The 26,631-nt window shown below is 35.8% G+C and carries 22 protein-coding genes; 4 read left to right on the top strand and 18 right to left on the bottom strand.

Annotation, left to right across the window (positions count from 1 at the left end; all coding sequences use genetic code 11):
- Nucleotides 1-92 precede the first annotated feature (92 nt).
- The 4 genes from ACEWK1_RS14890 to ACEWK1_RS14905 all read right to left on the bottom strand — a co-directional run bounded on the left by ACEWK1_RS14890 (nt 93) and on the right by ACEWK1_RS14905 (nt 3,066).
- Nucleotides 93-1,352, bottom strand: coding sequence for a M48 family metallopeptidase (locus ACEWK1_RS14890; protein WP_212136097.1), 1,260 nt, complete (start codon nt 1,350-1,352; stop codon nt 93-95).
- A 103-nt stretch (nt 1,353-1,455) separates the two neighbouring features.
- Nucleotides 1,456-1,764 carry an AzlD domain-containing protein gene (locus ACEWK1_RS14895; protein ID WP_098794861.1) on the bottom strand — a complete coding sequence of 103 codons (309 nt, stop codon included), beginning with the start codon at nt 1,762-1,764 and terminating at the stop codon, nt 1,456-1,458.
- Complete coding sequence (locus tag ACEWK1_RS14900; protein WP_121664658.1) at nt 1,757-2,482, bottom strand: AzlC family ABC transporter permease; 726 nt, start codon at nt 2,480-2,482, stop codon at nt 1,757-1,759. The genes ACEWK1_RS14895 and ACEWK1_RS14900 overlap by 8 nt, the downstream gene beginning before the upstream one ends.
- Before the next feature lie 32 nt (nt 2,483-2,514).
- A complete protein-coding gene (locus ACEWK1_RS14905; protein ID WP_212136096.1) occupies nt 2,515-3,066 on the bottom strand; it encodes a helix-turn-helix domain-containing protein in 552 nt (183 codons plus the stop codon).
- 153 nt (nt 3,067-3,219) lie between these two features.
- Here ACEWK1_RS14905 and ACEWK1_RS14910 point away from each other — a divergent pair, with 153 nt between their 5' ends.
- Nucleotides 3,220-3,969 (top strand): SIS domain-containing protein, encoded by a 750-nt coding sequence (locus ACEWK1_RS14910; protein ID WP_212136095.1) that lies wholly within the window; start codon nt 3,220-3,222, stop codon nt 3,967-3,969.
- Between the two features lie 30 nt (nt 3,970-3,999).
- Here the strand turns inward: ACEWK1_RS14910 and ACEWK1_RS14915 are convergent, their stop codons facing one another.
- Both ACEWK1_RS14915 and nagE read right to left on the bottom strand, forming a co-directional pair.
- Complete coding sequence (locus ACEWK1_RS14915) at nt 4,000-4,725, bottom strand: GntR family transcriptional regulator (RefSeq protein WP_212136094.1); 726 nt, start codon at nt 4,723-4,725, stop codon at nt 4,000-4,002.
- Nucleotides 4,726-4,965: 240 nt separating this feature from the next.
- Nucleotides 4,966-6,411, bottom strand: a complete 1,446-nt coding sequence (gene nagE / locus ACEWK1_RS14920; RefSeq protein WP_212136093.1) for an N-acetylglucosamine-specific PTS transporter subunit IIBC — start codon at nt 6,409-6,411, stop codon at nt 4,966-4,968.
- A 266-nt stretch (nt 6,412-6,677) separates the two neighbouring features.
- Here nagE and nagA point away from each other — a divergent pair, with 266 nt between their 5' ends.
- Both nagA and nagB read left to right on the top strand, forming a co-directional pair.
- Nucleotides 6,678-7,892: an N-acetylglucosamine-6-phosphate deacetylase gene (gene nagA, locus ACEWK1_RS14925; protein WP_212136092.1), complete on the top strand. Its 1,215-nt coding sequence runs from the start codon at nt 6,678-6,680 to the stop codon at nt 7,890-7,892.
- Nucleotides 7,893-7,953: 61 nt separating this feature from the next.
- Nucleotides 7,954-8,697, top strand: a complete 744-nt coding sequence (nagB, locus tag ACEWK1_RS14930) for a glucosamine-6-phosphate deaminase (protein WP_212136091.1) — start codon at nt 7,954-7,956, stop codon at nt 8,695-8,697.
- A 61-nt stretch (nt 8,698-8,758) separates the two neighbouring features.
- On the opposite strand, the gene ACEWK1_RS14935 is transcribed toward nagB, so the two are convergent.
- The 5 genes from ACEWK1_RS14935 to ACEWK1_RS14955 all read right to left on the bottom strand — a co-directional run bounded on the left by ACEWK1_RS14935 (nt 8,759) and on the right by ACEWK1_RS14955 (nt 14,422).
- Nucleotides 8,759-9,553, bottom strand: coding sequence for an ABC transporter ATP-binding protein (locus ACEWK1_RS14935; RefSeq protein WP_212136090.1), 795 nt, complete (start codon nt 9,551-9,553; stop codon nt 8,759-8,761).
- Entirely contained in the window at nt 9,528-10,523 is a 996-nt protein-coding gene (locus ACEWK1_RS14940; protein ID WP_121664651.1) for an ABC transporter permease, read from the bottom strand. The genes ACEWK1_RS14935 and ACEWK1_RS14940 overlap by 26 nt, the downstream gene beginning before the upstream one ends.
- Nucleotides 10,524-10,535: 12 nt before the next feature.
- Nucleotides 10,536-11,552 carry an ABC transporter substrate-binding protein gene (locus ACEWK1_RS14945; RefSeq protein WP_121664650.1) on the bottom strand — a complete coding sequence of 339 codons (1,017 nt, stop codon included), beginning with the start codon at nt 11,550-11,552 and terminating at the stop codon, nt 10,536-10,538.
- A gap of 228 nt (nt 11,553-11,780) precedes the next feature.
- The gene (locus ACEWK1_RS14950) at nt 11,781-13,337 is read right to left on the bottom strand and encodes a fatty acid--CoA ligase family protein (RefSeq protein ID WP_212136089.1); all 1,557 of its coding nucleotides are present in this window, start codon (nt 13,335-13,337) and stop codon (nt 11,781-11,783) included.
- A gap of 347 nt (nt 13,338-13,684) precedes the next feature.
- The gene (locus ACEWK1_RS14955) at nt 13,685-14,422 is read right to left on the bottom strand and encodes an MBL fold metallo-hydrolase (protein ID WP_212136088.1); all 738 of its coding nucleotides are present in this window, start codon (nt 14,420-14,422) and stop codon (nt 13,685-13,687) included.
- A gap of 229 nt (nt 14,423-14,651) precedes the next feature.
- Between ACEWK1_RS14955 and yhfH the strand changes: the two genes are divergently transcribed.
- Nucleotides 14,652-14,786 (top strand): protein YhfH, encoded by a 135-nt coding sequence (yhfH, locus tag ACEWK1_RS14960; protein ID WP_098794870.1) that lies wholly within the window; start codon nt 14,652-14,654, stop codon nt 14,784-14,786.
- 753 nt (nt 14,787-15,539) lie between these two features.
- Here yhfH and ACEWK1_RS14965 read toward each other — a convergent pair.
- The 7 genes from ACEWK1_RS14965 to ACEWK1_RS14995 all read right to left on the bottom strand — a co-directional run bounded on the left by ACEWK1_RS14965 (nt 15,540) and on the right by ACEWK1_RS14995 (nt 26,588).
- Entirely contained in the window at nt 15,540-16,556 is a 1,017-nt protein-coding gene (locus tag ACEWK1_RS14965; RefSeq protein WP_121664647.1) for a LacI family DNA-binding transcriptional regulator, read from the bottom strand.
- A 414-nt stretch (nt 16,557-16,970) separates the two neighbouring features.
- Nucleotides 16,971-19,256, bottom strand: coding sequence for an ammonium transporter (amt, locus tag ACEWK1_RS14970; RefSeq protein ID WP_121664646.1), 2,286 nt, complete (start codon nt 19,254-19,256; stop codon nt 16,971-16,973).
- Nucleotides 19,257-19,431: 175 nt separating this feature from the next.
- Complete coding sequence (locus ACEWK1_RS14975; RefSeq protein WP_212136087.1) at nt 19,432-21,660, bottom strand: YhgE/Pip domain-containing protein; 2,229 nt, start codon at nt 21,658-21,660, stop codon at nt 19,432-19,434.
- 75 nt (nt 21,661-21,735) lie between these two features.
- Complete coding sequence (locus tag ACEWK1_RS14980) at nt 21,736-22,308, bottom strand: TetR/AcrR family transcriptional regulator (protein ID WP_121664644.1); 573 nt, start codon at nt 22,306-22,308, stop codon at nt 21,736-21,738.
- 92 nt (nt 22,309-22,400) lie between these two features.
- Complete coding sequence (locus ACEWK1_RS14985) at nt 22,401-23,021, bottom strand: hypothetical protein (RefSeq protein ID WP_212136086.1); 621 nt, start codon at nt 23,019-23,021, stop codon at nt 22,401-22,403.
- Between the two features lie 788 nt (nt 23,022-23,809).
- Nucleotides 23,810-25,279 (bottom strand): amidase, encoded by a 1,470-nt coding sequence (locus ACEWK1_RS14990; RefSeq protein ID WP_212136085.1) that lies wholly within the window; start codon nt 25,277-25,279, stop codon nt 23,810-23,812.
- 190 nt (nt 25,280-25,469) lie between these two features.
- Entirely contained in the window at nt 25,470-26,588 is a 1,119-nt protein-coding gene (locus tag ACEWK1_RS14995; RefSeq protein ID WP_396653827.1) for a sugar ABC transporter permease, read from the bottom strand.
- Nucleotides 26,589-26,631 lie beyond the last annotated feature (43 nt).

Here is a 26,631-nt window from a genome sequence, read left to right on the forward strand (position 1 = left end):
TCGGAAAGCAAGTGTCTGGAGCGCAATGGAACGAGCCCATTCTTGTGATTAAACTATATAAAAAATAGTCTTGTTATAAAACAGATTCATCTTCATTCTGTTTTTTTATGTTCTTCTAAATATAGAATTCTTTCCAACATCGTAGGATGCGTATACCGGAAAATCTTAACCAATGTTGGAGGATTAACTTGACTTAGCCCTGCCCTAGATAACTCTTGGAAAGATTGTATAGCAGCCTCATGGTTACCTGTCATCTCAATCGCATACATATCTGCTGACTTTTCCTGATACCTTGCTACCGTATTTGAAAGTGGACTTGAAGCAAAGGTTAGCACGCCTAAAAGCAATAAAAATAACGGAAAGGAAGGTAACTCTTTCATTGACCTGATCTTTAAAAACTTACCGTTGCGCTTAATAAACAATCTCATTAACTTATCAATTAAAAATAAGCCAACTAAGCTTAATAATAAATAACCTGCAATACCTACATAAATATGATTCATCACGTAATGACCCATTTCATGAGCCATAATAAACAAGATTTCTTCTTCACTTAAACGAGTTAACGTAGTATCCCATAATACAATTCTGGAGTTAGACCCAATTCCTGTTACATACGCATTCAGTGCATTTGTTTTTTCTGACATATTTACTTCATATACATGCTCAGCAGGAATATTAGCTTGATCAGCCAACTCTAATATCTTTTCCTCTAGTTCTTTGTTTTGTAACGGATAGAAATCATTATAAAGTGGATCAATAACTACCGGTTGAAAAAACATAAGAAATAACGAGAAAGGAATCGATAAAAACCATGCGTAAAGCCACCATCTTTTTTCAAAACGTTTGATAAGCCAGTAAAGAACAATGATGATAACTGTCATCAGCAAGTAATTAACCCAAAAATCAATGAGCTGATCCTTCATCCAAGCTGAAAAGGATTGCGTTGTAATATGATACATTTTTGATAATTGATAACCAATCATGTCTACAGGAAAGGAAAGAATACTAATAAATAATGATAACCAAAAAAAGTATATAGCTGATTGCAAGCTGAAAATTTTCGAGGTCGCATTTGACCAGTCCTGCATTTTACGAGAAAAACCAGTTATCATGAACACAAATAATAAAAACCATTCAAACGGAATCGTTACAAAATACAAGAAGTTTCGAATGGTCGAATATTCCTGTGACAAGACCAATTCTCTTCCTGTCATAAAGGTTGCAGGATCAGCTGATGTTCCCTCATAAGGGGCCGGTACGCCTGATCCGGAAAAGATAAATAAATACCAGTACACTGCTAATCCATATACAAAATAAAGTAAAATTGATCGCGTTAACCATTTCCTCATCCGCACATTCCCCCTTGAACAAGCTCTTATTTCTAGTTTAGTGCTTAGCTCGTTTCATTAGAACTGAAAAGGGAAGGCGTTTAAGTCTTTGTTCCCTCTCAACCTACGAAAAAAACATGCTATATAAAACAAGGGTACCAATTGATCCCATAACAACAACAATTACATTTGCGCCAGTAAAAGCTATTAGAGTTGCTGCAGCCGCACCTACTAATCCGAAAACGATATCATCACTAATCAGAAAAATTCCTGGAACAATTAAAGCACCTAATGTTGCATATGGTACATTCTTTAATACATTTTGGACAAATACCGGCAATTTTAACTGACCTAACGCAACTAAAGGAATCATTCTTGGTAAATATGTAACTAATCCCATCCCAATAATCATCAATAAAATTGTTTTATCCACGTTGTTCCACCTCATTTGTTTGTTTAGAATAGAAAAATTCCACGATTATTGCTGAAAGCAAGGTTGATAAAACAATTGCCCAGCCTGTTGAAATCATTTGAGATGCATAACAAAGTGAATTCAAAATCGCAGCAACCACTGCCAAATACATCACTTTTCGATGCTTCTTAAGTGATGGGATTAATAACCCAATAAACATGGCATACAACGCAATACCCATGCTTTCTTGAACAGTTGTCGGCAAGCTTGCCCCAATAACATATCCTATTCCTGAGTTAATAACCCAACTTGCATAAGAAATAAGCATAAGTCCAAATAAATATCCTGCATTGACGTTACCATCCCTCGTTGATGCCACCGTAAACGTTTCATCCGTTAATCCAAAGGAATACAGAGCCTTTTTCCACAATGAGTCATTTTCAACCTTCTCACTTAGTGAAGCAGACATTAAAAAATGGCGAATATTAACGATGAATGTTGTGAAAATAATTTCGATAATTCCCGTACCAACAGCTAGTAAACTTAAACATATATATTGTGAAGCACCGGCAAACACAATTAAACTCATTAACACTGTCTCAGAAAGTGAGAGTCCAGTAGATTTTGATAGTAAGCCAAATGTTAAAGCAACAGGTAAATACCCAATCGCAATGCTAATCCCACCTTGTGTTCCTTGAAGAAAATCAGATTGCTTTTTCGCTAAAGTGGTTGTAGACATAATAATACCTCCTTTTTATTGCTCATCATGATTTATGAATAATACATTAGTAGATAAAAACTCGTTTTTTGATCCGTAAGATTTGCATACGTATGGGACTGACTTGCCTGAAAACGCATAGAATCCCCTTTTTTCAGAACATATTTAACATCTTGAATGGAGATTGTTGCTTCTCCATCACAAACTAAAATATATTCCTCAACACTTCCATGATGTCTTTCTGATTTATGAACACAACCTGGCATTAATTCAAGAAAATACACCTCAAACTTTTTAGATGAATCAAATGGAAAATAAGGATATACTTGTAATTGTTCGTCATTTTCTGTTACTGCTGTTTTTTCGTGTAGTCTCACAACTGTAACAGTAGGTTCTTTCTCCTCCACTAATGAAGAAAATGACACTTGAAGACCGTTTGCAATCTTCCAAAGAGTGTTTACCGTTGGACTTGATTCTCCTTTTTCGATTTGTGAAAGCATCCCCTTGCTTACACCAGTTAATTGAGCAAGCTGATCATAACTATACCCTCTAAGCTTACGTATATTTTTTAGATTCTCCGCAATTTGAGTTTGAATTGAATTCATATATTTCTCCCATTTTTTGTTATTGTATAATATATTATACAATCGTACTTTTTAACATACAATACTTTTATCTTTTCTCACGTTATCTCCTTCCATTTCTTCACACCATAAGGTACATTAAAAGTAACTTTTATTTCTTAAAGGTGGGATAACTTGCTTGATGCCTATTTTGAAAAAATACAAGAAAAATTGAGTTTAGTCATGCAAAGCGAACAAGAAGGAATGGAGAAGGTTGCAGCAAAAGTGGCTCAAACAATAATGTGCAATGGTATTATCCAATTATTTGGATGTGGACACTCTCATATCCTAACAGAGGAAGTGTTTTATCGAGCAGGTGGACTAGCACCAATAAAACCCATATTCATCGAATCTTTAATGCTTCACGAAGATGCTGTTAGATCTTCTCAACTTGAAAGACAAAACCACTATGCAGAAGAGTTTTTAAAGCATCAGGATATACAACCTCATGACCTTGTAATAGTAATTTCAACTTCAGGACTTAATCCAGTACCTATTGACGTTGCCCTTCATGCTAAAGATAAAGGTGCAGATGTTGTTGGAATTAGTTCATTTCAATATATTCATTCTCAACCTTCTAGACATAGAACTGGAAAGTATCTATCACAAGTTGTTGATTTTGCTTTAAATAATCATGCGAATACAGGTGATGCAACCATTACATATGGAAATTTCGGTGTTCCCTTCGGACCTACCTCTACTGTTGTTGGAGCATCTATGCTAAATGGGATTTTTGCTGAGGCCATAAAGATTATGATAAATAATGATTTTGAACCTCCAATTTTTCGGAGCGGAAATATTGAAGGAGCAGATTTTCATAATCAACAACTAATTCATAAATACCGTGGAAGAATCCCCTTATTAACCCAAATTGAAAATAAATAAGCTTTACCTACATTTGCAGGTAAAGCTTATTTATTTTCGTTCTATATTAATCTTAAATTTATATCGGTCCGCACGATAGGAAGACTTAACAATCTCAAGTGGTGTACCATCTTCTAAATAAGTTTCTCGTTGGATGAGCAACACAGGAACATTTTTGTTAACATTCAAATGTTTTATATCTTCATCTCTAACAATAGCGGCTTCAACCGTTTGAGCTGCATGACCAATACTCAGCTGTAGGTCATCCTCAATATACTTGTATAAGGAATTTCCCAAAATATCAGGTGTTAGCCCCGGAATTAACTTTACTGGAAGATAACTAGTTTCAACTGCAATCGGTTCATCATTTGCTAAACGTAATCTTTTTATTTTATAAATAAGTTCTTCTTCTTCAAGGGAAAGCCACTCTTTTATTTCTTCTATAGCAGGGGAGACCTCGAAGTGTAACAGCTTACTCCCTGGTACTAGGTTTCGAGCCTTCATATCTTCTGTAAAACTTGTGAGTCCTTGTAAATTTTGTTCAAACTTTTGACTCGATACAAAAGTTCCCTTCCCTTTTTCTCTATAAAGATATCCCTTATTAACTAAATTCGTTATGGCTTGTCGAACCGTCATTCGACTTATTTGATAGTTTTCTGAGAGTTCTCTCTCTGACGGCAATACATCACCAGGCTGTAGCTCTTCAGAAATTATTGATTTTTTAATTTGCTCTTCTAACTGATAATACAAAGGAAGAGGAGAATGTTTGTCAATCACATAAAGATCTCCTTTCGATATCACTACTTATTCATTATATTAAATAATGCTAGGTTTTTACAATTATTTAAAGAAATTCATCGTATGACCGACATACGTTTGGAAAGGCATGGCTTGTCGCCAAGCCCTAATGGTGAAAGCCTTAGCTTTCCCCATATATACCATCCATAAAATTTTATGCTTTCTGATCGTACAAAATAGAAAACTACCTGTTTCAGCGATCAGGTAGTCTTCTTCTTTTTATTTTCTAATTTTTTCAATTTCATCAGCCACAAATTGAACTTGTGTCCCTATGATGACTTGTATGCTTTGTGGACCAACAATATTTATCCCTGGAATGTTTGTTGATTTAATTTTTTCTTGATCAACGGCATTCATATCTTTTACTTCAACCCTCAATCTAGTCACACAGTTATCTACAGATGTAACATTTTCATCTCCACCTAAACCTTCATATATCTTCTTCGCCATAATAGCGAACTTATTATCAGCTGAGTCCGTGCCCTCTTCTTGTACATTTGCATCTGTATCAGCTTCTCTACCTGGAGTAGCTAGGTTGAATTTAGTTATTAAGAAACGGAACAATACATAATAGATCATCGCAAAAACTAACCCTTGAATTAACAACATATACGGCTGATTAGCTAACGGTAATCTTGAACTTAAGACGAAGTCGACTAATCCTGCACTAAACCCAAAGCCTGCTGTCCAGTGAAATAATGAAGCAATGGCTAAAGATATACCTGTTAATGCTGCATGAACAACATATAGTGCAGGTGCTAAAAACATGAATGAAAATTCAAGTGGTTCTGTTACACCAGTAAAGAATGACGCAAAGCCTGCTGCTAACATTAAAGATGCTGCTTGTTTCTTTCTTTTTGTCTTAGCTGTATGATACATCGCTAAAGCTGCTGCTGGTAAACCGAACATCATAATCGGGAAGAAACCAGCTTGGTACATTCCAGTAATACCCTTCGTACCAGTACCTGCCCAGAAATTACCGATATCATTAATTCCTGCAACGTCAAACCAAAATACTGAGTTTAATGCATGATGTAAACCAGTTGGAATGAGTAATCGGTTAAAAAATCCATATAAACCAGCGCCTATAAACTCTAATTTACTAATAGCAGTTCCGAATGAAACTAATCCTGTAAAAATAACTGGCCATGCAAAGAATAAAACAACTGAGACAACTAGCATAGAAACAGCTGTCATAATTGGTACTAGACGCTTACCACTAAAGAAGGCTAAAGCTGCAGGTAATTGCACCTCACTAAAGCGGTTGTACATCATAGAAGCAACAATACCTGAAAGGATTCCGACAAACTGGTTTTCAATCTTAGCAAATGCCGGGTTAACTGCTTCTGGATCTACACCTTGCAGCAAAGCAACGGAGTTAGTTGATAATAGGGTTGTTACAACAAGAAATGCAACTAAGCCACTAAGTGCTGCGGAACCATCTTTGGTTTTAGACATTCCTAAAGCCACACCAACTGCAAAAAGAATGGACATGTTGTCGATAATAGAAGATCCAGCTTTAATTAAGAATGCCGCAATTGGATTACCTGCTCCCCAGCCAGATGGATCAATCCAATATCCTATGCCCATTAAAATTGCAGCGGCTGGTAATACTGCTACTGGAAGCATTAAAGAGCGGCCAATATTTTGTAAGTATTTCATCATATGACTTCCCCCTTATCCAAAGTTGAATAACAATAAATATAAAATGGCATTACAATATGTTGTTTCTTGTTACTTGGAAGCGTTTTTACACAAATATCTTATCACCATTAGATATAGATGTCTATACCAATTTTATAAATCAGAATCGTTAGTTTGTCATAATTCCTGTTATATTTTCATACATGGTTTTTTCAACCGGTATAGACAACTATATATTGAGATGCTATGCTTTAAATATGAATTCTTATAAAAGGAGTACATTTAAAATGAGCTCATTTTCAAATAAGCTGATCATTCAGAATGGAACGATTTACTCTGAAAACCAAGTCATTAAGAGCGGCTTTCTAAAGATAGATGAGGGAAAAGTTAGTGATATTAGTTTGTCTCATTTCACAACAAGTCACTCTGATTACACAATCATCAAGATACCAGATACTTTTACTGTTATACCTGGCATGATCGACCTTCATATCCATGGTGCAAATGGGGCAGATACTATGGATGCAACAAAAGAGGCATTGGATGTGATGGCTTCTACTCTTCCAATGGAAGGGACAACAAGTTTCTTAGCAACCACAATAACAGAAGATATAAAAGTGATAGAAAAATGTCTAGTAAATGGAAGTGAGTATATTCACTCCTTACAATCAGAAGGTAATGCAGAGGTATTAGGGATTCATTTAGAAGGTCCCTTTATTCATAAAGATAAAGCTGGCGCACAACCAATTCAACACATTTTAAACCCTGACTTGGAACTCTTTAAAACATGGCAATCAATAGCTAATAACAATATTAAGCTAGTTACCCTTGCCCCAGAGCTTCCAGGGGGGACCGAATTTCTACAATATTTAAAAGATCAAGGAATTATATCTTCCATTGCTCATTCTCAAGCAACATATAAGCAGGTATTGGTTGCAATTGAAAATGGTCTTTCACATGTTACACACTTATTCAACCAAATGACAGGCTTGCATCATCGTGACCCTGGAATTGTTGGAGCAGCATTTCTAAAAAATGAACTAAAGGTAGAGCTGATTGCCGACGGTATTCATGTTTGTCCTGAAGTTGTGAAACTAGCCTATGATCAAATAACAGATGAGAGATTAATCTTAATCTCTGACGCTATGAGAGCAAAATGGCTTGTTGACGGAAAATATGATTTAGGTGGACAAATGGTTACTGTGAAGGAAGGGAAAGCCCTACTAGAAAAAAACACTTTGGCTGGTAGTGTCCTTAAAATGATTGATGCATTTAAAAACATCCAGCGCTTTACTGGTTGTTCCATTAAAAGTGCTATTAAGATGGCTTCGGAAAATCCAGCAAAACAATTAAATGTGTTTGATCGTAAGGGTAGCATATCAATCGGAAAAGATGCAGATCTTGTCATACTTGATGAAGAGATGAACATTTTTATGACTATTTGTAATGGGAAAATCGCTTATACAAATCAAGAACATGGTCATAAAATAGTAGAGGAGTAGTTTTGAAAGCAGCTATTGCAAGATCTATTTTATGCTTGTTCTGTTAAGGAGATGACATCACTTGAAAATCATTGAAGTAAAAAATTATGATGAAATGTGTTTAAAAGCTGCTGAGTATATTATTAATAGGGTTAAAAATAATCTAAACTTGAATCTAGGTTTAGCAACAGGCGGAACTCCTAAAGGTGTCTATAAAAAACTAATTGAAGATCATCAACAAAATCACACATCATATAAGCAAGTAAAAACATTTAATTTAGATGAGTATATTGGACTTTCAAAAGAAGATTCTAACAGTTATCATCACTATATGAATGAAAACTTATTTCAACATTTAAATATTCTAAACGAAAATACTCATATTCCTTCAGGTTTGAATGATGACAATGAAGCTGAATGTAGAAAGTATGAAAGCTTGATTATCGAAGCTGGAGGAATTGATCTACAGATTCTGGGTATAGGAGCAAATGGGCACATCGGCTTCAATGAGCCTGGCACCTCCTTTCATTCAAAAACACATGTTGTTGATCTTGCCCAGTCCACAAGAAAAGCGAATGCCCGCTTCTTTCATAGTCTAGATGAAGTCCCAACCCAAGCCATTACAATGGGTATTCAGACAATTTATCAAAGTAAGGAAATTTTATTATTAGCTTCTGGAAAATCAAAACAAGATGCGATGGTGAAACTACTAAGTGGTGAAATTACAGAAGAGTTTCCTGCTTCCATTTTAAACAATCATCCTAAAGTACTAATAATTGCAGATGAAGAAGCCTTGTTTCGTGTTAAAGAAATAAGTATATTCTAGTAATAGAAAAAGGTACATGCTCCGCACTGGAACATGTACCTTTTCTATTACTAGCTCATCCTTAAATAAGTAGTGCTTTATCAGATAATGAGCTATCTGACTTAATTTTTGAGAACTCTTCTAATAATGAATTTACCGTTAATCCCTGTTTTTGGTCTCCCTCAGCCTGAAAAACAATTTGCCCCTTATCCATCATGATCAGTCGATTTCCGAGATCTACCGCCTGCTGCATATTATGGGTAATCATTAACGTCGTTAAATTCCCCTTTTCAACAAGCTTCTTCGTTAAGTTCGTAATCAACTCTGCTCTTGAAGGATCAAGTGCAGCCGTATGCTCATCAAGCAACAGAATATCAGGCTTTGTAAATGTGGCCATTAATAGAGATAAAGCCTGTCGTTCTCCACCAGAAAGTAATCCAACTTTAGCAGACAAACGATTTTCAAGACCAAGACCTAACATTTCAAGCTGCTCTTTGAAAAACACACGTCGTTTCGCTGTTACACCAGGCTTCAGGCTTCGTTTATGAACTCTGGAATAAGCAATTGCTAGGTTTTCTTCAATCGTTAAAGTTGGCGCCGTTCCAGCCATCGGATCTTGGAAAACCCGTCCAATGTATCGTGAGCGTTTGTACTCTCTTACATCAAGCATGGATTGGTCCTTAATTCGAACATCACCATCATCTGGAGTGATTCTTCCAGCAATAACATTTAACAGCGTAGACTTTCCTGCACCATTACTTCCAATAACCGTAACAAAGTCTCCTTCTTCTAAAGACAATGATAAATGGTTTAAGGCGATTTTCTCATCAAGGGATCCTTCATTGAAAACTTTATATATTTGCTTTAGTTGTAGCAATGTTCGCACCCCGCTTTCTTCGTAAGCTTTTCTTCCGTTTATCTTTTTGCTTATCAATGATTTGCGGAATAACAAGTGCTCCTATAACAATACATGCTGTAATCAGCTTCATATCTCCTGTTTCGAAAAAATTTACTCGAAGTGCCATCGCAACAATAATTCGATATACAATTGCCCCGATAATAACAGCTATCGTTGCGCGCACAATTGTTTTTGTACCGACTAATGCCTCACCAATAATAACAGATGCTAAACCAATGATAATCATCCCAATACCCATTCCAACATCACTAAAGCCGTTGTATTGAGCAATAAATGCACCAGAAAATGCAACAAGTGCATTGGATAAACCAAGTCCTACAATTTTTAACATATCTGTATTTGCAGAAAAACTTGTTATCATATTTTGATTATCACCAACAGCTCTAATCGCTAGACCAAGCTCTGTTTTCAAGAAATAGTCTAAAAGATATTTAATTACTAAAATCATGATTAACATCGTAATAACGACTGACCATGTTTTCGGGACAAATCCTTCCAGGCCAAGTGAAATAAAGAGACTCTGAAGGCCAGCATCAATCCCAAGCTTGTTCCAGCCTTCTAATAATTGTGTAAAAACTGTTTCTTCCTGTAATAACGGAACATTTGATTTCCCCATAATTCTAAGATTAATAGAATACAGGGCGATCATCATTAATATCCCGGAAAGCAGAGGGTTAATATTCCCTTTAGTATGCAGCACCCCTGTGATACAGCCAGCCAGAAAGCCTACAATCAATGCGACTAATGTGGCCATGAAAGGATTCACACCGTTAACAATTAATACGGCACTCACTGCTGCGCCAGTTACAAAGCTGCCGTCTACTGTTAAATCAGGGAAGTCTAATATTCTAAATGATAGGTATACTCCTAGAGCCATAATCGCATAAATTAAGCCTGACTCTACTGATCCAAATAGGGCTGTAAACATAATTTCTCACCTTTATTCAAGAATTTCTGCTTCTTCTTTCCATTCTTCTTTTATTTCAATTCCCATATCCTCAGCTGATTTTGCGTTGATTTGTAGTTTAAGTTTTTGAGGATATTGTACTGGAATTTCACTTGCTTTTTTCTCACCATTTAATATGCTAACTGCCATTTCTCCAGCTTCAAAGCCAATATCATAGTAATCAAAACCATAAGCTGCGAAGCCACCACGTTCTACAGAATCTAATTCACCAACAAATAATGGTAGGTCATTATCACTAGCAACACCAATTACACTTTCTAATGCAGAAACTACTGTGTTATCTGTGATAACGTATAAGGAATCAACTTTACCAACTAAAGATTCTGCTGCTTGTTTTACTTCTGCTGATGTTGACACAGAAGCTTCAACAACCTCTAAATCTGTTCCTTCCATTGCTTTCTTAACAAGATCAATTTGAGCAACAGAGTTCTGTTCTCCAGAGTTATAGATCATCCCAACTTTAGTTCCATCGATGTTTTCATCAATAAACTTCACTGTATTAGGAATTGCATCCGGATGAGTATCGGTTGTTCCTGTTATGTTTGCACCAGGTTCTTCAAAGCTTTTTACTAAGCCGCCTCCAACTGGATCTGTTACAGAAGTAAAGATAATTGGAATATCTGTTGTTGCATTTAAAGCACTCTGAGCGCTTGGTGTTGAGTTAGCGAAAATTAAGTCAACTCCATCACCAACAAAGTTATTAGCAATCGTTTGGCTATTATTTTGATCTCCTTGTGCAATTTGAACATCATATTCAACTTCCAAGCCTTTTTCTTTTAATGCTGCTTTAAATCCTTCTAATGCTGCATCAAGTGATGGATGCTCAACGATTTGGTTTACACCAATTGTATAGGTCTTTTCTCCGCTACCAGCATCTGAACCAGAGTCTCCGCTGCTACTTTCAGACGTTCCTTCACTGCCTCCACAACCCGATAATGCTAGAAAGCTAGCAAGCATTAAACCTGTACCAATTTTCCAACCTTTTTTCATACAAAAGTCCCCCTTTAATGATTGTTCCCTTTTATGCTTTTATGCTTTTATTGATTAAATTATACAGGAGAAATCAAATAGTTCAATATTTTTCGAAAATTTAATAATGTTTTTTTCTATATTTCAGCCTATACTTCCTTACTTTAAAGCGAAAAAACACAGATATCATAAGGATATCTGTGTTTTTGTTCATGAAAAAAATACCATTCATTTCATTCTAGCAAAATACTATTTTTGTAAAACTTGATCTTTAAGAGCTCTCCTTAATATTTTTCCAGTAGTATTCTTTGGTAGCTCTTCTAAGAATTCAATTGAACTAGGTACTTTGTACTTAGCAAGGTGCTGTTTACAGTACTCCAAAAGGTCATCCTCTGTCATTTTGTCATCCTTGACGACGACAAAGCATTTGACTGCTTCGCCAAAATTTGGGTCAGGAACGCCTAAAACAGCAACCTCTACAACTTCTTCATGATTATAAAGTACCTCCTCCACTTCACGTGGATATACATTATAACCACCTACAATAATCATATCTTTCTTTCGATCAACAATATAGAAATACCCTTCTTCATCCTGTCTTGCCAAATCACCTGTATAAAGCCAGCCGTCTCGTAATGTATGTGCCGTTTCTTCTGGCATTTTATAATAGCCCTTCATAACATTAGGACCTCTAACGATAAGCTCTCCTACATGATTTGGTGGTAATTCCTCTCCAAGCTCATTTACAACCTTATTTTCAACGTTCACAATATTTGTCCCAATTGAACCAGCCTTTCTTGGGCGGTCAAGTGGATTAAAGCAAGTAACCGGAGATGCTTCGGATAAACCATAGCCCTCTGAAACAATAACCTTGAATTTTTGTTCAAATCCTTTTAATAATGCTACAGGCATCGATGCCCCACCTGAAATACAAATGCGCAATGACTTTAAATCATCAGGCTGTGCTTTGTCATACTGAAGTAAGAAGTTATACATAGTTGGAACTCCAGCAAAAACTGTTGCCTGATAGCTCTTAACTAATTGAAAAATAACTTCAGGACTGAATCTCGGAACAATAAGTAATGTGGCTCCATTCATTAAAGGTGCATTTAAAGAAACTGTTAAGCAAAATACATGAAACATCGGCAATGTTGTCACAACAATATCATCACTTGTCATCTTTAAATAATTTGCCGTATCAATTGCATTGCTATATAAGTTTTTATGCGTCAACATCGCACCCTTTGGTTTACCAGTTGTACCAGACGTATAGAGAATAACAGCAACATCATCATCTGATAACTCCGGACCAACAAACCTCGGGCTACCTGTTGAAAGCATCTTTGTAAACCCTTTCATTTTTGTGTATATAGATAGCTTCGTTACATCTACATCTGTTTTGCTATCAGTAGGTGGTGTTTCACACGTAATAATGTGTTCAAGCTTAGGCAGCTTTTCATTCATTTTTTCAAATAACGGTATTAACAAATCTAACGTAATGACCGACTTAACATCTCCGTTATTAATAATATAAGCAATTTCATCAGGTGTGTAGATAGGATTGATCGGAATAACGGTTGCTCCAGCTCTTAAAGCTCCGTATAAAGAGATAACAAAATAAGGTGAATTTCCTAAAACAACTGCGACATGATCCCCTTTGTTTATTCCCATGTCTGTTAAGCTGCTTGCAAATTGATTAATTGCTCCCTCTAACTGCAAATAAGAAGTTTCATTACCTTCAAAAATAAATGCCGGCTTTGTTCCATGTTCTTTTACAGTTTCTGAAAACCGTAAAGATAAATTCATTCTCCCACCCCTTTAAAAATGAATGAGTAACCATTCATTTTATGTTTTTGAAAATACTCCCTTGCTTTCCATGAGACAACGGCTACACTAGAATATTCGATTTTTCATATAGGCTGTATAAATTACTTATATCGCCAACTTTTAAAATATTCTATCTTTATTATATTGAAAGTAGAAAAATTATACAATCACATGGAATGGATTTCATCTTATATTTTATAGTTTTATAGGAACTTCTCTGAAGTTATTACAGGATTTAAATGAACTTAAGCCTAATTTTATTACTGTATTAATTTTGAGGGCAAAATATTTTTACAGATAAAGGGTCACTAGTATATAGTAACCCTTTACGAACAATTAATCTTCAGACCACTCTTGGCAAGAAGTACTTTACCTGAGAAGATATTCTCCGCATCTCTTTTTAAATCATTATGATCTCCAAAATGAGGCAAATGAGTAATAAGCAGTTGGTTCACTCCTGCTTTTTGAGCTATTTCTCCAACTTCCTGACTATTCATATGTCCCATCTTCGCACCATCTTGATGTGAATAAAGACTGCACTCAGCGATAAGGAGATCTGCTTTATTTGAAAAAGGTATAAACTCATGCTTATAGCTAGAATCAGCCGTATAAATGACAGTTGATTTATGATCTGTTATTTTCATTGCAAAGCATGGTGCCGGATGAGATGTTTCTAAAAAAGAGATGGTAAAGGGTCCAACAGAAACCACCTGATCTGATGTATACTCGATGCCTTTTGTTGCATCTTTATATGTTAGTTTCTGGAAGCCTCCCTTATCTAATTTATGACCATAAATTGGCAGCGTCTTACCTTTTCCATTAATGATCGTTGTAACATAGCGAGCATATTGCAGGGGACCAACATCAGCTATATGATCGTGATGATAGTGGGATAAAATGACGGCATCCAATTCATCAATCGTTAAGTACTCTTGTAGTTTTGATAGCACTGCACTACCACAATCCACTAGTAGTTTAAATCCATCTGATTCCACTAAATACCCTGATGTCGCTTCATTTACTTTTGGAAAGCCACCCCAAAAGCCAATAACGGTTACTTCCATCTCTAATTCCCCTCCTTTTAGACCTTTCCATTATAAACCAATATTAGGATTCATAAAATCGAAATTCTTTATACCAAAAATTGGCTAATACCTATTTTTAGTTGGTAAAACTCCTACAAATCAACAACTTTTACCTTTCTACTCGAAAATTGTTACAAAACAGTTGTTGACACTTTTTAATCTGTTATAATACAATGAGTGTAATAAAATCAAACGGAGGGGATTCCAAATGATAATGAAAATAACTGAATTTTTCAGAAACTTACCTAAAAAACAATGTAAAGAGTGTGGAAACGAAATTGAAGAGCAACATGAATGCTATGGCAACACTTGCAATGAATGCTTGCATGTTACTGAAATCTAAGTCGTTTACTTGCGCCTAATCTGTTCAATAACAGTTTTATGTTTTTGTATCTGATACAGAACAAAAATAGAAGCTTTACTAAGTAGTTTGGTTTTCGAGTACAAAACTTAATTAGCAGTCCAATTCGCAATTGAATTGGACTGCATTTTTTGTTGCTTATCAAGAATCTTCATAAGTGTAAGGGTATTTTAGCACCCTAATTCTCATTCCTTTCAACAGGATGAGTTTGTTTGCTAAATTAATTGGGGATTGATGGACTGAAAGTGGTAGGTTTTTGGATATTCCAGTTAGAAAATAGTGTAGAAAGAAAAGACTCTGATGTTATTTAGTATAGAACTGATAGGCGGAGAAATTCCGGTTAACGTATATAGTAGGTGCTTAAGAAGCCGATATAAGCGGATATATTCCGGTTAACTTCCATATTTTCAACTAAATCTAAAGAATAGGTTCGTATAAGCAGAAAAACTCCCCTTATTTTGTAGGAAATGTTGGTATTTCCCAATTTAAAAGGAATTTTTCCGTTTATTTTTTAATTAACACAACTATAGAGTGCAAAAAATGCTTGGAGACAGTAAAATGTTCCAAGCATTTTTGCTAATCAAATTATCTGTTCATTTAAGCGAGAATGACCGTTCAAATAGTACGGATATTTCTAATTTTGTACTTCAAAACCGAACCCGTTAGGAACTTTACCTCTAGTTTCTTTTTCATTCATTAAAATAAAAAAGAAGAAGATTAGTATCTCCTTCTTCTTTAAGATGTCGCAACTAGATTTCTATTGTTCAATGATTCACGAAATACTAGTTTTGAAGAGAATTCATGGTTCTCAAAAACACGGAATTGTTTTTTATGTATTTTTTCACAAATGACTTCAATTGATTTTTTAGCCATGATTTCTACTGGTTGTAAGACGGTTGCAATCATTGGATCGATTAATTTTGTCATTGCCATATTGTCGTATCCAACAACCGTCAAATCTCCAGGAATATTCCAGCCTAACTTCTTAGCCTCAGAGATAACGCCCGCTGCCACAGCATCTTCACCAGCAATTAGTGCAGTTGGTGCAGCCTTCATATTTTCAAGCTTTCGAAAAATTTGCTGACCATCGTCCACTGTGGAAACCCTTTCAAAAAAGTACTGATCATAATCATGTATATTTGCTTCTTGTAAAGCAGACATAAATCCTTCCAGTCTCGACTGTGTTCCGTTTTTACTCATCCCACTAGAACAGTACGCAATACGTGTATGACCCCTTTCAAGCAGATACTTTGCAACCATGTAGCCACTTTCTGCCTGATTTATATACACCTTTGGTACTTGAGCACAATCTACATTTTCATTACAAAGAATGACCGGACCGAAGTTCAAATAAGTGTCAATAACTGACCAATCATTTTCAACTGATGTCATAATGACCCCATCTACCTGCTTGGTTTTCAAGAGATTTAAATAACGGCATTCTTTTTGTTTTGAAAATTGTGTCTGGCAAATAATTAATTGATACCCTTTAGAAGAAGCTTCCATCTCTAAGATTTCAATCAATTGACTAAAAAATGGATTTGATATTCTAGGTATCAAAACAGCAATAATCCCGGTTTTTTGATTTCTTAAGCTTCTTGCTGCAGAATTAGGAACATACCCCAATTGTTCCATTGCTTTCTGTACAAGCTTCTTTTTCTCATCAGAAACATACGGATGATCATTTAAGACTCGAGATACAGTTGTTCTAGATAAACCCGCTAGTTTCGCGACATCTTCAATGGTAGACAAATTTCTCCCTCCCCATAGGCTCTATGTTGCCCACCTTGTTTGACCTTTGGAAACGTTTTCAGGTTTAATTATATGAAAATATCTTTTGTAATTCAATCTTTTTTTCAAAATTGTTCCTATTTTCATAGAGAATAGGATGTTACTTTATAAAGGGGGCTATCGAATTAGGCTGTTCCATTGCGCTGCAGACACTTTCTTTCCGTGGGGCGTGCGCTGAGCCTCCTGGGCTTTTGCCTGCGGTTCTCACCTGTCCCGCTGCTCCCACAGGAGTCAAGTGTCTTCCGCTCCATTTCACTATTGCTTTAATAAAATCACTTTAATTCTACAATCTTAACGAAAAATAACCCTAAAACAAAAAACAAGAATAAAGCCCACTGACCTTATTCTTGTTGATTAAATTAGATAGATACAGAGTTACTTAGCCGTGACAAATTGACTGACTGAGTGTTGTAGTTCTTCATTTTGTTCTTTCATATTTTTTATTTTTTCTACCATGTCAAAGGTAAGATCTAGATTGGCTTTCATATTTTGATAGACTTGCTCCATTCTGCCTGTCATTTTCTTAAAGCTGTCTTGTTGTTCATATCTTCTTCCTTGGATTGTTACGGTATCTTGATTAACTCGTTCTAACGTAACAAGAAAGCTGTTCATAAAATGACTTACTTGAAAAACTTTTTCATCAATTGTACTGAATCGTTTAGGCATTTTTGATAATTCCGTGCTAAGTAGGTCTATTTTTTTAGAAAGCTCTATTACCTCTGAAAAACCGGCAGTGGTTTCTTGTGTTGTTTGCTGAATCATCTTTCGAATATCTTCAGTAGAACTTTTAGATTTTAGAGCAAGCTTTTTAATCTCATTCGCTACTATTGTAAAGCCTCTTCCTGATTCCCCAGCTCTTGCTGCCTCAATGCTAGCGTTGAGGGATAATAAGTTTATTTGTTCAGAAACGTCCGTAATAATGTCAATCATCTGTCCACTTTCATTTGCATAGTTGGTAATCTTAGAGATATTCTCGTTAAACAATGTCATCTTTTGATGAACATCATCGTTGAGCTCTCCTACATTATGAACAAAGCTTGATATGTCCGATATTTCCTTTTGAATCCAATTTAATTGATTTCCAATTTGTTCAATCGATGAGAATGCCTGCTGAATCTCAGCAATGACTTGATTTTCGACTTCTATTTCTTTCTCCAACCACTTTTCTGATTGTGTTACGTATGAATAAGTTTCCTCTATTTCAGTCATTTGAAGACTGGCACTCTGTTTTGAATCCTCACTTAGGGATAATACATTGCCTGTTGTGGAAAGCACATTAGCTGTTTGTGTTTTTACTTGATGCACAAGATCATTTAACGTTGATAGCACCGTATTAAATGCTTCATTAAGCTCGGCCATGTCCTCCCCAGCCTCATATCGGATTTTTTTCGTTAAATCACCCTTTGCGGCAGCAATCTCATTCATCGCGACAATTGTGTCTAATACAGATATTGAAGCACCATGCTCACTAACATTTAAGCCTGCTTCTTCCTCTTCTTTTTCTACTCTTATTTTCATTGTAAATTTCATAGTTCCGTAAATGATCAATCCCATCCCAAAAGCCCAGACAAAAGCCGCTCCAATTCCTAAAAGCTGAACACCAATTTGTTCTATTCTAGTTTCACGCACAAGACTTTCAAGTGGTGCAAATAAAGCTAAAGCCAACGTTCCCCATGCTCCACATACACCATGAACAGCAATCGCTCCAATGGCATCATCAATCTTAAAGACAGAGTCTATTAACCTTAAAGAGAAAATAACTAGAACTCCACCAATTGCCCCGCTTATCAAAGCAAACTCCGGAGTTAATATATTAGCACCTGCTGTTACAGAAACAAGACCTGCGAGAATTCCGTTTAATATATCTTCTACTCTCGGTCTTTTATCAAGCATCCAACTAATGATTAATGCAGCTGTTCCACCACTTACCGCACCAAAATGAGTGTTTAAAGATATTAATGCAATGCTTACATCTGCTACTCCAGTAGATCCTGCATTAAACCCAAACCAACCAAGCCATAAAATAAATACACCAGTTACAGCTAAAACTGCATTCGACATAGTGAATTTTCTACTTTCACCTGTAGAAGTATATTTTCCAATTCGAGGTCCTACTATAATCGCAGCCGCCAAGGCAACCCATCCCCCAATGGAATGAACAACAGTGGAACCAGCAAAATCTATAAAACCTAGAGACTCAAGCCATCCTTGACTATCTCCATTCCATAAGCTTCCCCAAGCCCAATGTCCAAAGATTGGATAAATGATTGCACTTATCATGATCGTCCCGATAATATACGCACCAAATTTCACACGTTCAGCAATAGCACCGGAAACGATCGTTGCAGCTGTTCCGGCAAAAACAATTTGAAATAATAAAAATGCCCAATTATAAGGATCTTCCCCAAGGCCTCGTAAAAAAAATCCATCTAGCCCTATCCACCCAGAAGCTGAACTGCCAAACATTAAGGCAAAACCAACCAGAGCAAACACAATTGTTGTAATGAGTAAATCAATAACATTTTTCATTGCTACATTAATTGAATTTTTTGCTCTTACTACCCCAGCCTCAAGCAAAGTGAAACCAGCCTGCATAAAAAAGACTAGAAAGGTGGCAATAACAATCCATAAAACATTCATATTTAGTTCGATCGTCTCCATTTCCTACCTCCAAATGATATTAATAGTTACATATAATGTTATATTTTATAACACATTAGGTAAAAAGGGGGAATTTTCTGAAAAAAATATATAAATTTGTTTTATTTTGTCATTTTTATAAGGTCAATCCTACTGCAAAACAAAAGGTCTGACCCGAACTCGGATCAGACCTTTCTTATCCTTCTATTTGACCTACGTCTTCTTGCACACTGGACTTTTTCACCTTTAATGAAAAATAGATGATCGTCCCGATAATAAACATTGCAAAAAAGCCAATCAATACATATGCTTGATTCCACATTTCAGTAAAATCTCCAGTGGAAATAATCGCTCTTAACCCTGCCACTGAGTATGTCATCGGTAACCAATGATTAATCACTTGAAAAACATCAGGAAGTAATTCAAGCGGGAAGGTTCCTGCACTTGTGGTTAACTGCAGAATTAATATAATGATTGCGATAAACCGCCCTGGATCAGCCATTGTTGTTACAAAAAATTGCACAATAGCCATAAAGGTTAAACTCGTTAAAATACTAAACAAGAAAAACAAACCAATATTTTTTACTTCCAGGCCCAATCCATATAAAAGGAGTATATCAGCTAAAACTGCTTGGAAAATTGAAACAACGAATAAAATACTAAATTTACTAATAAACCATGTCATTCCAGAGCTTGGTTCTCCAGCTGGTTTCCGTAATGGAAAAACAACCGTAAATAAAAGTGTTCCTACAAATAATGCTAAGGAAAGAAAGTATGGAGCAAGTCCTGTGCCATAATTTGATACTTTATTTATTTCTTCTTTAGACAGTTGAACTGGCTCAGCTATCATGTCATATTGATCTTCTGTTCCTTTAACATCTTTTGTATCTTCTGTTGCCTCCGCTAGTTTTGATGAGAGCTCGTTTGTACCATCGGATAACTCTGTTAATCCATTGTCCATTTTAGTGGAACCATCTGCAAGTTGAACAGATCCATCTTGTAAGGCCACCGCCCCATTCGCTAATTCATGTATACCACTTTCAAGCTTCACTCCACCATTTGTTAACCTAGATACTCCTGTTTTCATTTGATTGATTCTTTCGCCAAAAGTAGCTAAGCCAGACGTTATTTGTGATTGACCACCACTAACTTGAAGAGCACCGCTATAAAGTTTCTCTTGTCCAGTCCCAATCTGATCGATTGCCTCTTGAACAGCAACGGTACCTTCATAAAGCTGAGTACTTTTTTCCGGTAAGTCCACTACTTTTTCATGTAACTTTTCAGCACCTGCTGTTAATTCAGTTAAATTAGTTGCAAGTTCTTGCTGCCCTTTATTAATACTGTTTAATGCTTCAGCTAAAGCCATTAATTCTGCCTTTTGCTCCTCAGGTATAGATGCTCCTTCAAGCTTTGTCACCATTTCATTCACTTTGTTGGTTACACCAGAGAGATTTTCGGATAAATAAGCAGCTCCTTCACTAGCTGTGAGACTTCCTTCTGCCAATTGCTCCGTTCCTGTAACCAACTCAGGAGCTGATGTGTTTAATTGTTGGGTTCCAGTTGTTAGATCTGGTAAGGATTTCTCAAGTTCTTGAATTCCTTCCAAGGAGCTTTTTAAACCTGCTACCAGTTGAGTTGATCCACTTTCCGTTTCAACAGAGCCATTGTAAAGATCGTTTTGCCCTTGAAGCATGGCAGTTAAGCCATTTTCTACTTCACTCATTCCATCTGATAATTTCACTGTACCTTTTTCAGCTTCATTAAGTCCCTCTTTAAAGGTAATTGATTTGGTAACTAATTGCTTAAGGTTATCATTTAGTGTGCTTGAGCCTTCCTTCAGTTCATTTACACCATCATTGATTTTTTGAGAACCATCATTTGCCTCACTGATCCCATCAGCCATAAGCTTGATATTTTCAAATAACCCTTCTGCATATGTTTTTGTTAATGAATGAGAAACCTCTTCTTTTATTTTCTCAACGGCACTCTCACCTATTTGACCTGAAATAAAGTTATATCCTTTATTTGTTTTAAAAGATAACTCAAGATTTTGCGGACGATCATCTAATAATGTTGTAGCATTTTCTGAAAAGTTTTTAGGAATTTCGATAATCATGTAATAATCATGATTTTTTAAACCTTTTTCAGCTTCATCTTTTTCTACGTAATGCCAATTAAATGTAGAGTCTTCCTTAAGTGTTTCGATTAACTCGCTACCAACATCTAAAGGTTCACCTTCAAATATTGCCCCTTCATCTTGATTAACAACTGCAACAGGTAATTGATCGAGCTGTCCATAAGGATCCCAAAATGCGCTAAGATATCCACCGCTGTACATTAACGGTATAAACAATACTCCAATAACAGCGATCAATACTTTTCTATTTTGTAAGAGTGCTTTCCATTCTGCTTTTATTAAAGACACTTTTATATCTCCTCCAACAATAACTATTTGACCAAAATGTTCATTTAGTCATTTTCTATCAAAAAGAGAGGATTATCATAGTGACAATCCTTTAAGTAAATAGCCCTCAAAGATTTCAGCAATCTTTTCTTTCCCTAGGGGTTGATGATGTTTTTCCCAATCAAAAATAAGTGCAACATACAATTTTAAAATAATAAACGCAGTAAGCTCAGGATCACATTTTTTGATATCTTGGTTTTCTATTGCATCAATCATTTTTTGTTTTATATAAAGTAAGACCATTTCTTCTACCTTATGAACACCTTCATTTACGGTTGGTGTGCCTAGTTCTTGACTCTCTTGAAAGATTTTTATTGTTAATTGATGAGTTTTTCTGAATTCAAGAATACTATATAAGGCTAAGTGAACACGATCAACAAAAGGATGGCTTGTATCAAATGCCGCATCTGCAGCAGTCCTCATATCTGCCAATAATCGATCAATAATTTCTGAAAACAATTCTTCTTTATTTGTATAAAAAGTATAAATTGTTCCTTTACCAACATTCGCTAGCTTTGATACCAAATCCATTGTTGTTCCCTTATAGCCAAATTGCGTGAATGCTTTTGTGGCAGCCTCTACTATTTGCTGCTTCCTATCTATGCTCATTATATTCACTCCTGCATCAAAAATGACCAAATGAATAATTTGGTCATTTAGTGTGTAAGTAATATATCATGTTTAGATTTCTTTTACAAGTTCTATGTAGTTTGTTCTTTATGGTTTCCCACTATTCCATGTTGATCTAAGAAGGAAGTTATCTTTTTAAGATGTTCCTCATTTTCAACAACCACATAGCTTGATGGGCTCAACCATGATTTCTTACGGAATAATGTTAGCTTATATCCATTATCAACTCTCGTACTATAACCATAAAGCTCATGCCAACGTATGATCTTTTCTGTTTGATAAGAGGAAATTTGACTTGGATGATAGAACTTCCCATTTATGATAACACCTTTTGATAGGATAAAAAGACATCCCTTGTGTTGTACAGATTTAATTAATATAAAAAACAAATAAGCAGAACTAAATAAAGAGGATTCTAACCAATCCGTTGTTAGTACAACAACTAGTAAAATAAATAATAAAATAAGTGCAGCTAATGTGGCCCATTTTACATATTGATAAGACCTTGAATGTTTTGATATAGGCTGCATTTCTTTCCACTCAGCAGGTATAAGGATACTATTAAACTCTCGCTCTGTTCTAGGAAATAGAGCCTGCGTTGACATTTCAGCTGCTTTCTTAATATTCATTCTGTATTGAATGATGTAAGCAATACAAGTAATAAAGATGATCATAAAAATGATATCAATCATCTTACTTCCTCCTTTCTCCTTTTATTCCACTAGGTACTCTCCTTAAATAAATAATACGAATAAGTTACCATTAAGTTTCATAAATAGGGGAAAATTCCCACTTACCTCTACATATAACTGATCGAATGAATTTTCGAGTACAAAAACTTAATTAACAAACAAATTAGCAGCCCAATTCGCAAATCATTTAGACTGCTAATTGTTTGTTGCTTATCAAAGCTTTTCATAAATGTAATGCTATTCGCAATCCTTTCAACAGGATGACAAAAGTTAAGGTCAATATGCGAGTTTGTTTGCTAAATTAATTGGGGATTGATGCACTAAAAATGGTAAGGTTTTGGATATTCAAGTTGGGAAAATATTAGACTCTGATTTTTCAATATTGATTTTTTCGTGGAGGTATAGGAATTGATAGGCGGAGAAATTCCGCTTAAGGTAGATAGTAGGTGCTTAAAAAGCTGATATAAACGGAAATATTCCGGTTAATATCTATATATATAACTAAATCTAAAGATTAGGTTCATATAAGCGGAAAAACTCCCCTTATTTTATGGGGAATGTTGGTATTTCCCAATTTAAACGGAATTTTTACGCTTATTTTTCAAACTTAGTGAAAACACAACTATAGAGTGCAAGATAATGTAAAAAATGCTTGGAGACACAATGTTCCAAGCATTTTCTCTAATCAAATTATCTGTTTCATTTAAAGGCAAATTACCGTTCGAATTGTACGGTTATTTCTAATTTTGTACTCCGAAACCGAAACTGAACGAATGAGCCGACCAGTATTATTTCGCTTGAAATGGAGCAACTCGGTGTTTTGTTGCTTGCTCATATGAATAAGCAATTTCCAATAAAGTTGGTTCCATATACGCTTTGGCTGTAAAGGTAATTCCTACAGGTTCACCTTCATTTGTGTAACCAGCTGGTACAGTAATGGATGGATATCCTGCCTTCGCTGGAATCATTGCCCCAAAGTTGTTCGGGAAAACAATCGCATCTAATCCTTGCTCCTGCATGACATGATCAATTCCCTTTGTTTTGGATAAAGTATCATCTTTTTCTAAGCTTTCTAGATATTCTGGTTCAATTAGATTGCCACTTGTTGCATTTGCATCAAGGAATAGTTTTTGACCAAACTTTAATGCCTTCTCACCAATTTGTTCATTTGCTTTAATCACATCAGCTAGAGTTCGTACTCCGATACTAGAGTCAATTGTTTTTAGGTAAGCATTAAGATCGGTTTTAAATTCATATAAAAGGACATTTATATCCCATTCTTCATTTGTTGATGGGATGGTAATTGGATCAACGACTTCCGCACCAAGCTCCTTCAACTTATTAATCGCGTTGTTCATAACTGTTAAGTGTGATTCATTTAACTCATCAAAATATGTTTCTCGGGCAATCCCAATTTTCTTCCCCTTTAACCCCTCTTTTATAAGATGGTTGGTGAAATCTAAATCGGCAAGATCATTCGTTAAAGTGATAGGGTCTTGCGAGTCTTTTCCTGTTAGTACATTTAACAATATCGCAGCATCCTTAACAGATCTCGCCATTGGACCTGCCGTATCTTGGGTATGTGAAATTGGAATAATTCCTTTTCTGCTAATAAGACCAACAGTCGGCTTGATCCCAACAAGTGAATTTTGACTGGCAGGACTTAAAATAGAGCCTGATGTTTCTGTTCCAACTGCTACTACCGCTAGATTTGCAGCAATTGCCGCTCCTGACCCTGCACTTGATCCTCCTACAATAAAGTCCGTTCCGTAAGGATTTAATACCTGGCCGCCTCTAGAGCTATACCCTGTTGGCATATCCTCAGCGATAAAATTAGCCCATTCTGTTAAATTGGTTTTTCCCAGAATGATAGCCCCAGCTTCACGTAGCTGTTTAACAAGTGTTGCATCTTCTTTTGCATAAGATTCCGCCAGCACAAGAGATCCTGCACTTGTATGCATTTTATCAGCTGTATCGATATTATCTTTAATGACAACAGGAATCCCGTGTAATGGTCCGCGACTTCCTTTAGTTTTGCGTTCATAATCTAATGAGTCGGCCATATGTAATGCTTCGGGATTCACTTCAATTATAGAATTTATCTTAGGTCCACCTTGATCGACCTTTGCGATTCTTGATAAATACATCAAAACAAGTTGTCTTGATGTAATTTTATTGCTTTCCAATTGTTCTTGAATTTCCTCTATAGTTACTTCAATAAGCCATTCATCTTTTAACTGTTCGAGATAATGATCCATTCTAGGGTTACGTCCTTTCTCTTATTTTAATCATATTTTATCTACACCTTATAAAATTTAGAAGGATATGTTAATTATGAACTTGTCGTAGAAACATAGCAAATCTATTCCACATTTAAGTGGGAGTATAATTCTACTGACTCCCTAGTTATCTTATGAACACAGAAAAAGCCACCAATCTAATGGTAGCTCACGATTTTGTTGTTTTGTTTTTCTTATTAGATATGTCTAGCCAAACTGCTAAAATTAAAATACTTCCTTTTACAATGTATTGCCAGAAAGACTCCATCCCCATTAATGACATACCATTATCCAATGAAGTCATAACAAGTGCACCAATAATTGCACCAAAGATCGTTCCTACTCCGCCCATTAACGAAGTTCCACCTATAACACATGCAGCTATGGCATCTAGTTCATACATTTCTCCAGCAGAGATAGTCGCAGATGTTAAACGTGCTGTTAAAACTACTGCTGCAATGGCCGACAATAGTCCTGAAAAGACAAATAACATCATTGTTTTACTTTTGATATTTATCCCCGATAACTTTGCAGCATCTGAATTACCACCAATCGCATAAACATGGCGGCCAAACGTGGTTTTGTTAGAGAGGTAAGCAAAAATTAACGCTAAAATCATTACGAAAATAATAGGAAATGGTATCCCTTTATAGCTGTTCATAGCTAAAACGAAGGCAAGAGTAACACCGCCATAAATCACTAACTTTGTTACATCTATTCCTAAAGGTGCTACCTCAAAACCGTATGCTTTTCTTGATTTTCTCTTTTTAATAACAGATACCGCGATAAAGGCAATAACTGCAGTAGCTAGGATAATTCCAAACGCTCTTGAAAAATAAGCATTACCTAAAGCAACAAATACTTTATCTGAAACCGAAATGGTTGTCGAGTTTGTTACTCCTAATAAAATACCCCTAAATACCATCATGCCACCTAGTGTAACAATAAAAGCTGGTATGGCACGATACGCAATCAACCATCCTTGTAAGAGCCCTAGCAAAGCTCCAGCAGCTAGAGTTCCTATTAACACTACTCCAACCGGAAGTCCCATCCAGTTACTTAGAATTGCGGCAATCCCACCAGTTAGGCCAACAATGGACCCTACAGACAAGTCAATATGCCCGGCGACAATAACAAGAACCATTCCAATTGCTAAGATAGCTGTTACTGACATTTGTGTAAACAAGTTGGAAAGGTTTCTAGCTGTAAAAAAGGTCTCATTTAAGACTCCAAAAAATAACCAAATTAATACAACTGCTCCGATCATCGTGTATGCCCGAACATCCATTGTTCCGATAAGGGCTTTAATGGAATGTTGTTTTTGTATTTTA

This window comes from Metabacillus sp. YM-086 (assembly GCF_048059995.1).
GTDB classification, from domain to species: Bacteria; Bacillota; Bacilli; order Bacillales; family Bacillaceae; genus Metabacillus; species Metabacillus litoralis_B.

Bases quoted from the DNA above. Each gene is read 5' to 3' on its own strand.
- ACEWK1_RS14890 (WP_212136097.1), bottom strand. From the start codon at position 1,352: ATGAGGAAATGGTTAACGCGATCAATTTTACTTTATTTTGTATATGGA.
- ACEWK1_RS14900 (WP_121664658.1), bottom strand. From the start codon at position 2,482: ATGTCTACAACCACTTTAGCGAAAAAGCAATCTGATTTTCTTCAAGGA.
- ACEWK1_RS14905 (WP_212136096.1), bottom strand. From the start codon at position 3,066: ATGAATTCAATTCAAACTCAAATTGCGGAGAATCTAAAAAATATACGT.
- nagE (WP_212136093.1), bottom strand. From the start codon at position 6,411: ATGATGAAATACTTACAAAATATTGGCCGCTCTTTAATGCTTCCAGTA.
- nagA (WP_212136092.1), top strand. From the start codon at position 6,678: ATGAGCTCATTTTCAAATAAGCTGATCATTCAGAATGGAACGATTTAC.
- ACEWK1_RS14940 (WP_121664651.1), bottom strand. From the start codon at position 10,523: ATGTTTACAGCCCTATTTGGATCAGTAGAGTCAGGCTTAATTTATGCG.
- ACEWK1_RS14945 (WP_121664650.1), bottom strand. From the start codon at position 11,552: ATGAAAAAAGGTTGGAAAATTGGTACAGGTTTAATGCTTGCTAGCTTT.
- ACEWK1_RS14950 (WP_212136089.1), bottom strand. From the start codon at position 13,337: ATGAATTTATCTTTACGGTTTTCAGAAACTGTAAAAGAACATGGAACA.
- ACEWK1_RS14955 (WP_212136088.1), bottom strand. From the start codon at position 14,422: ATGGAAGTAACCGTTATTGGCTTTTGGGGTGGCTTTCCAAAAGTAAAT.
- yhfH (WP_098794870.1), top strand. From the start codon at position 14,652: ATGATAATGAAAATAACTGAATTTTTCAGAAACTTACCTAAAAAACAA.
- amt (WP_121664646.1), bottom strand. From the start codon at position 19,256: ATGGAGACGATCGAACTAAATATGAATGTTTTATGGATTGTTATTGCC.
- ACEWK1_RS14980 (WP_121664644.1), bottom strand. From the start codon at position 22,308: ATGAGCATAGATAGGAAGCAGCAAATAGTAGAGGCTGCCACAAAAGCA.
- ACEWK1_RS14985 (WP_212136086.1), bottom strand. From the start codon at position 23,021: ATGATTGATATCATTTTTATGATCATCTTTATTACTTGTATTGCTTAC.
- ACEWK1_RS14990 (WP_212136085.1), bottom strand. From the start codon at position 25,279: ATGGATCATTATCTCGAACAGTTAAAAGATGAATGGCTTATTGAAGTA.
- ACEWK1_RS14995 (WP_396653827.1), bottom strand. From the start codon at position 26,588: ATGGATGTTCGGGCATACACGATGATCGGAGCAGTTGTATTAATTTGG.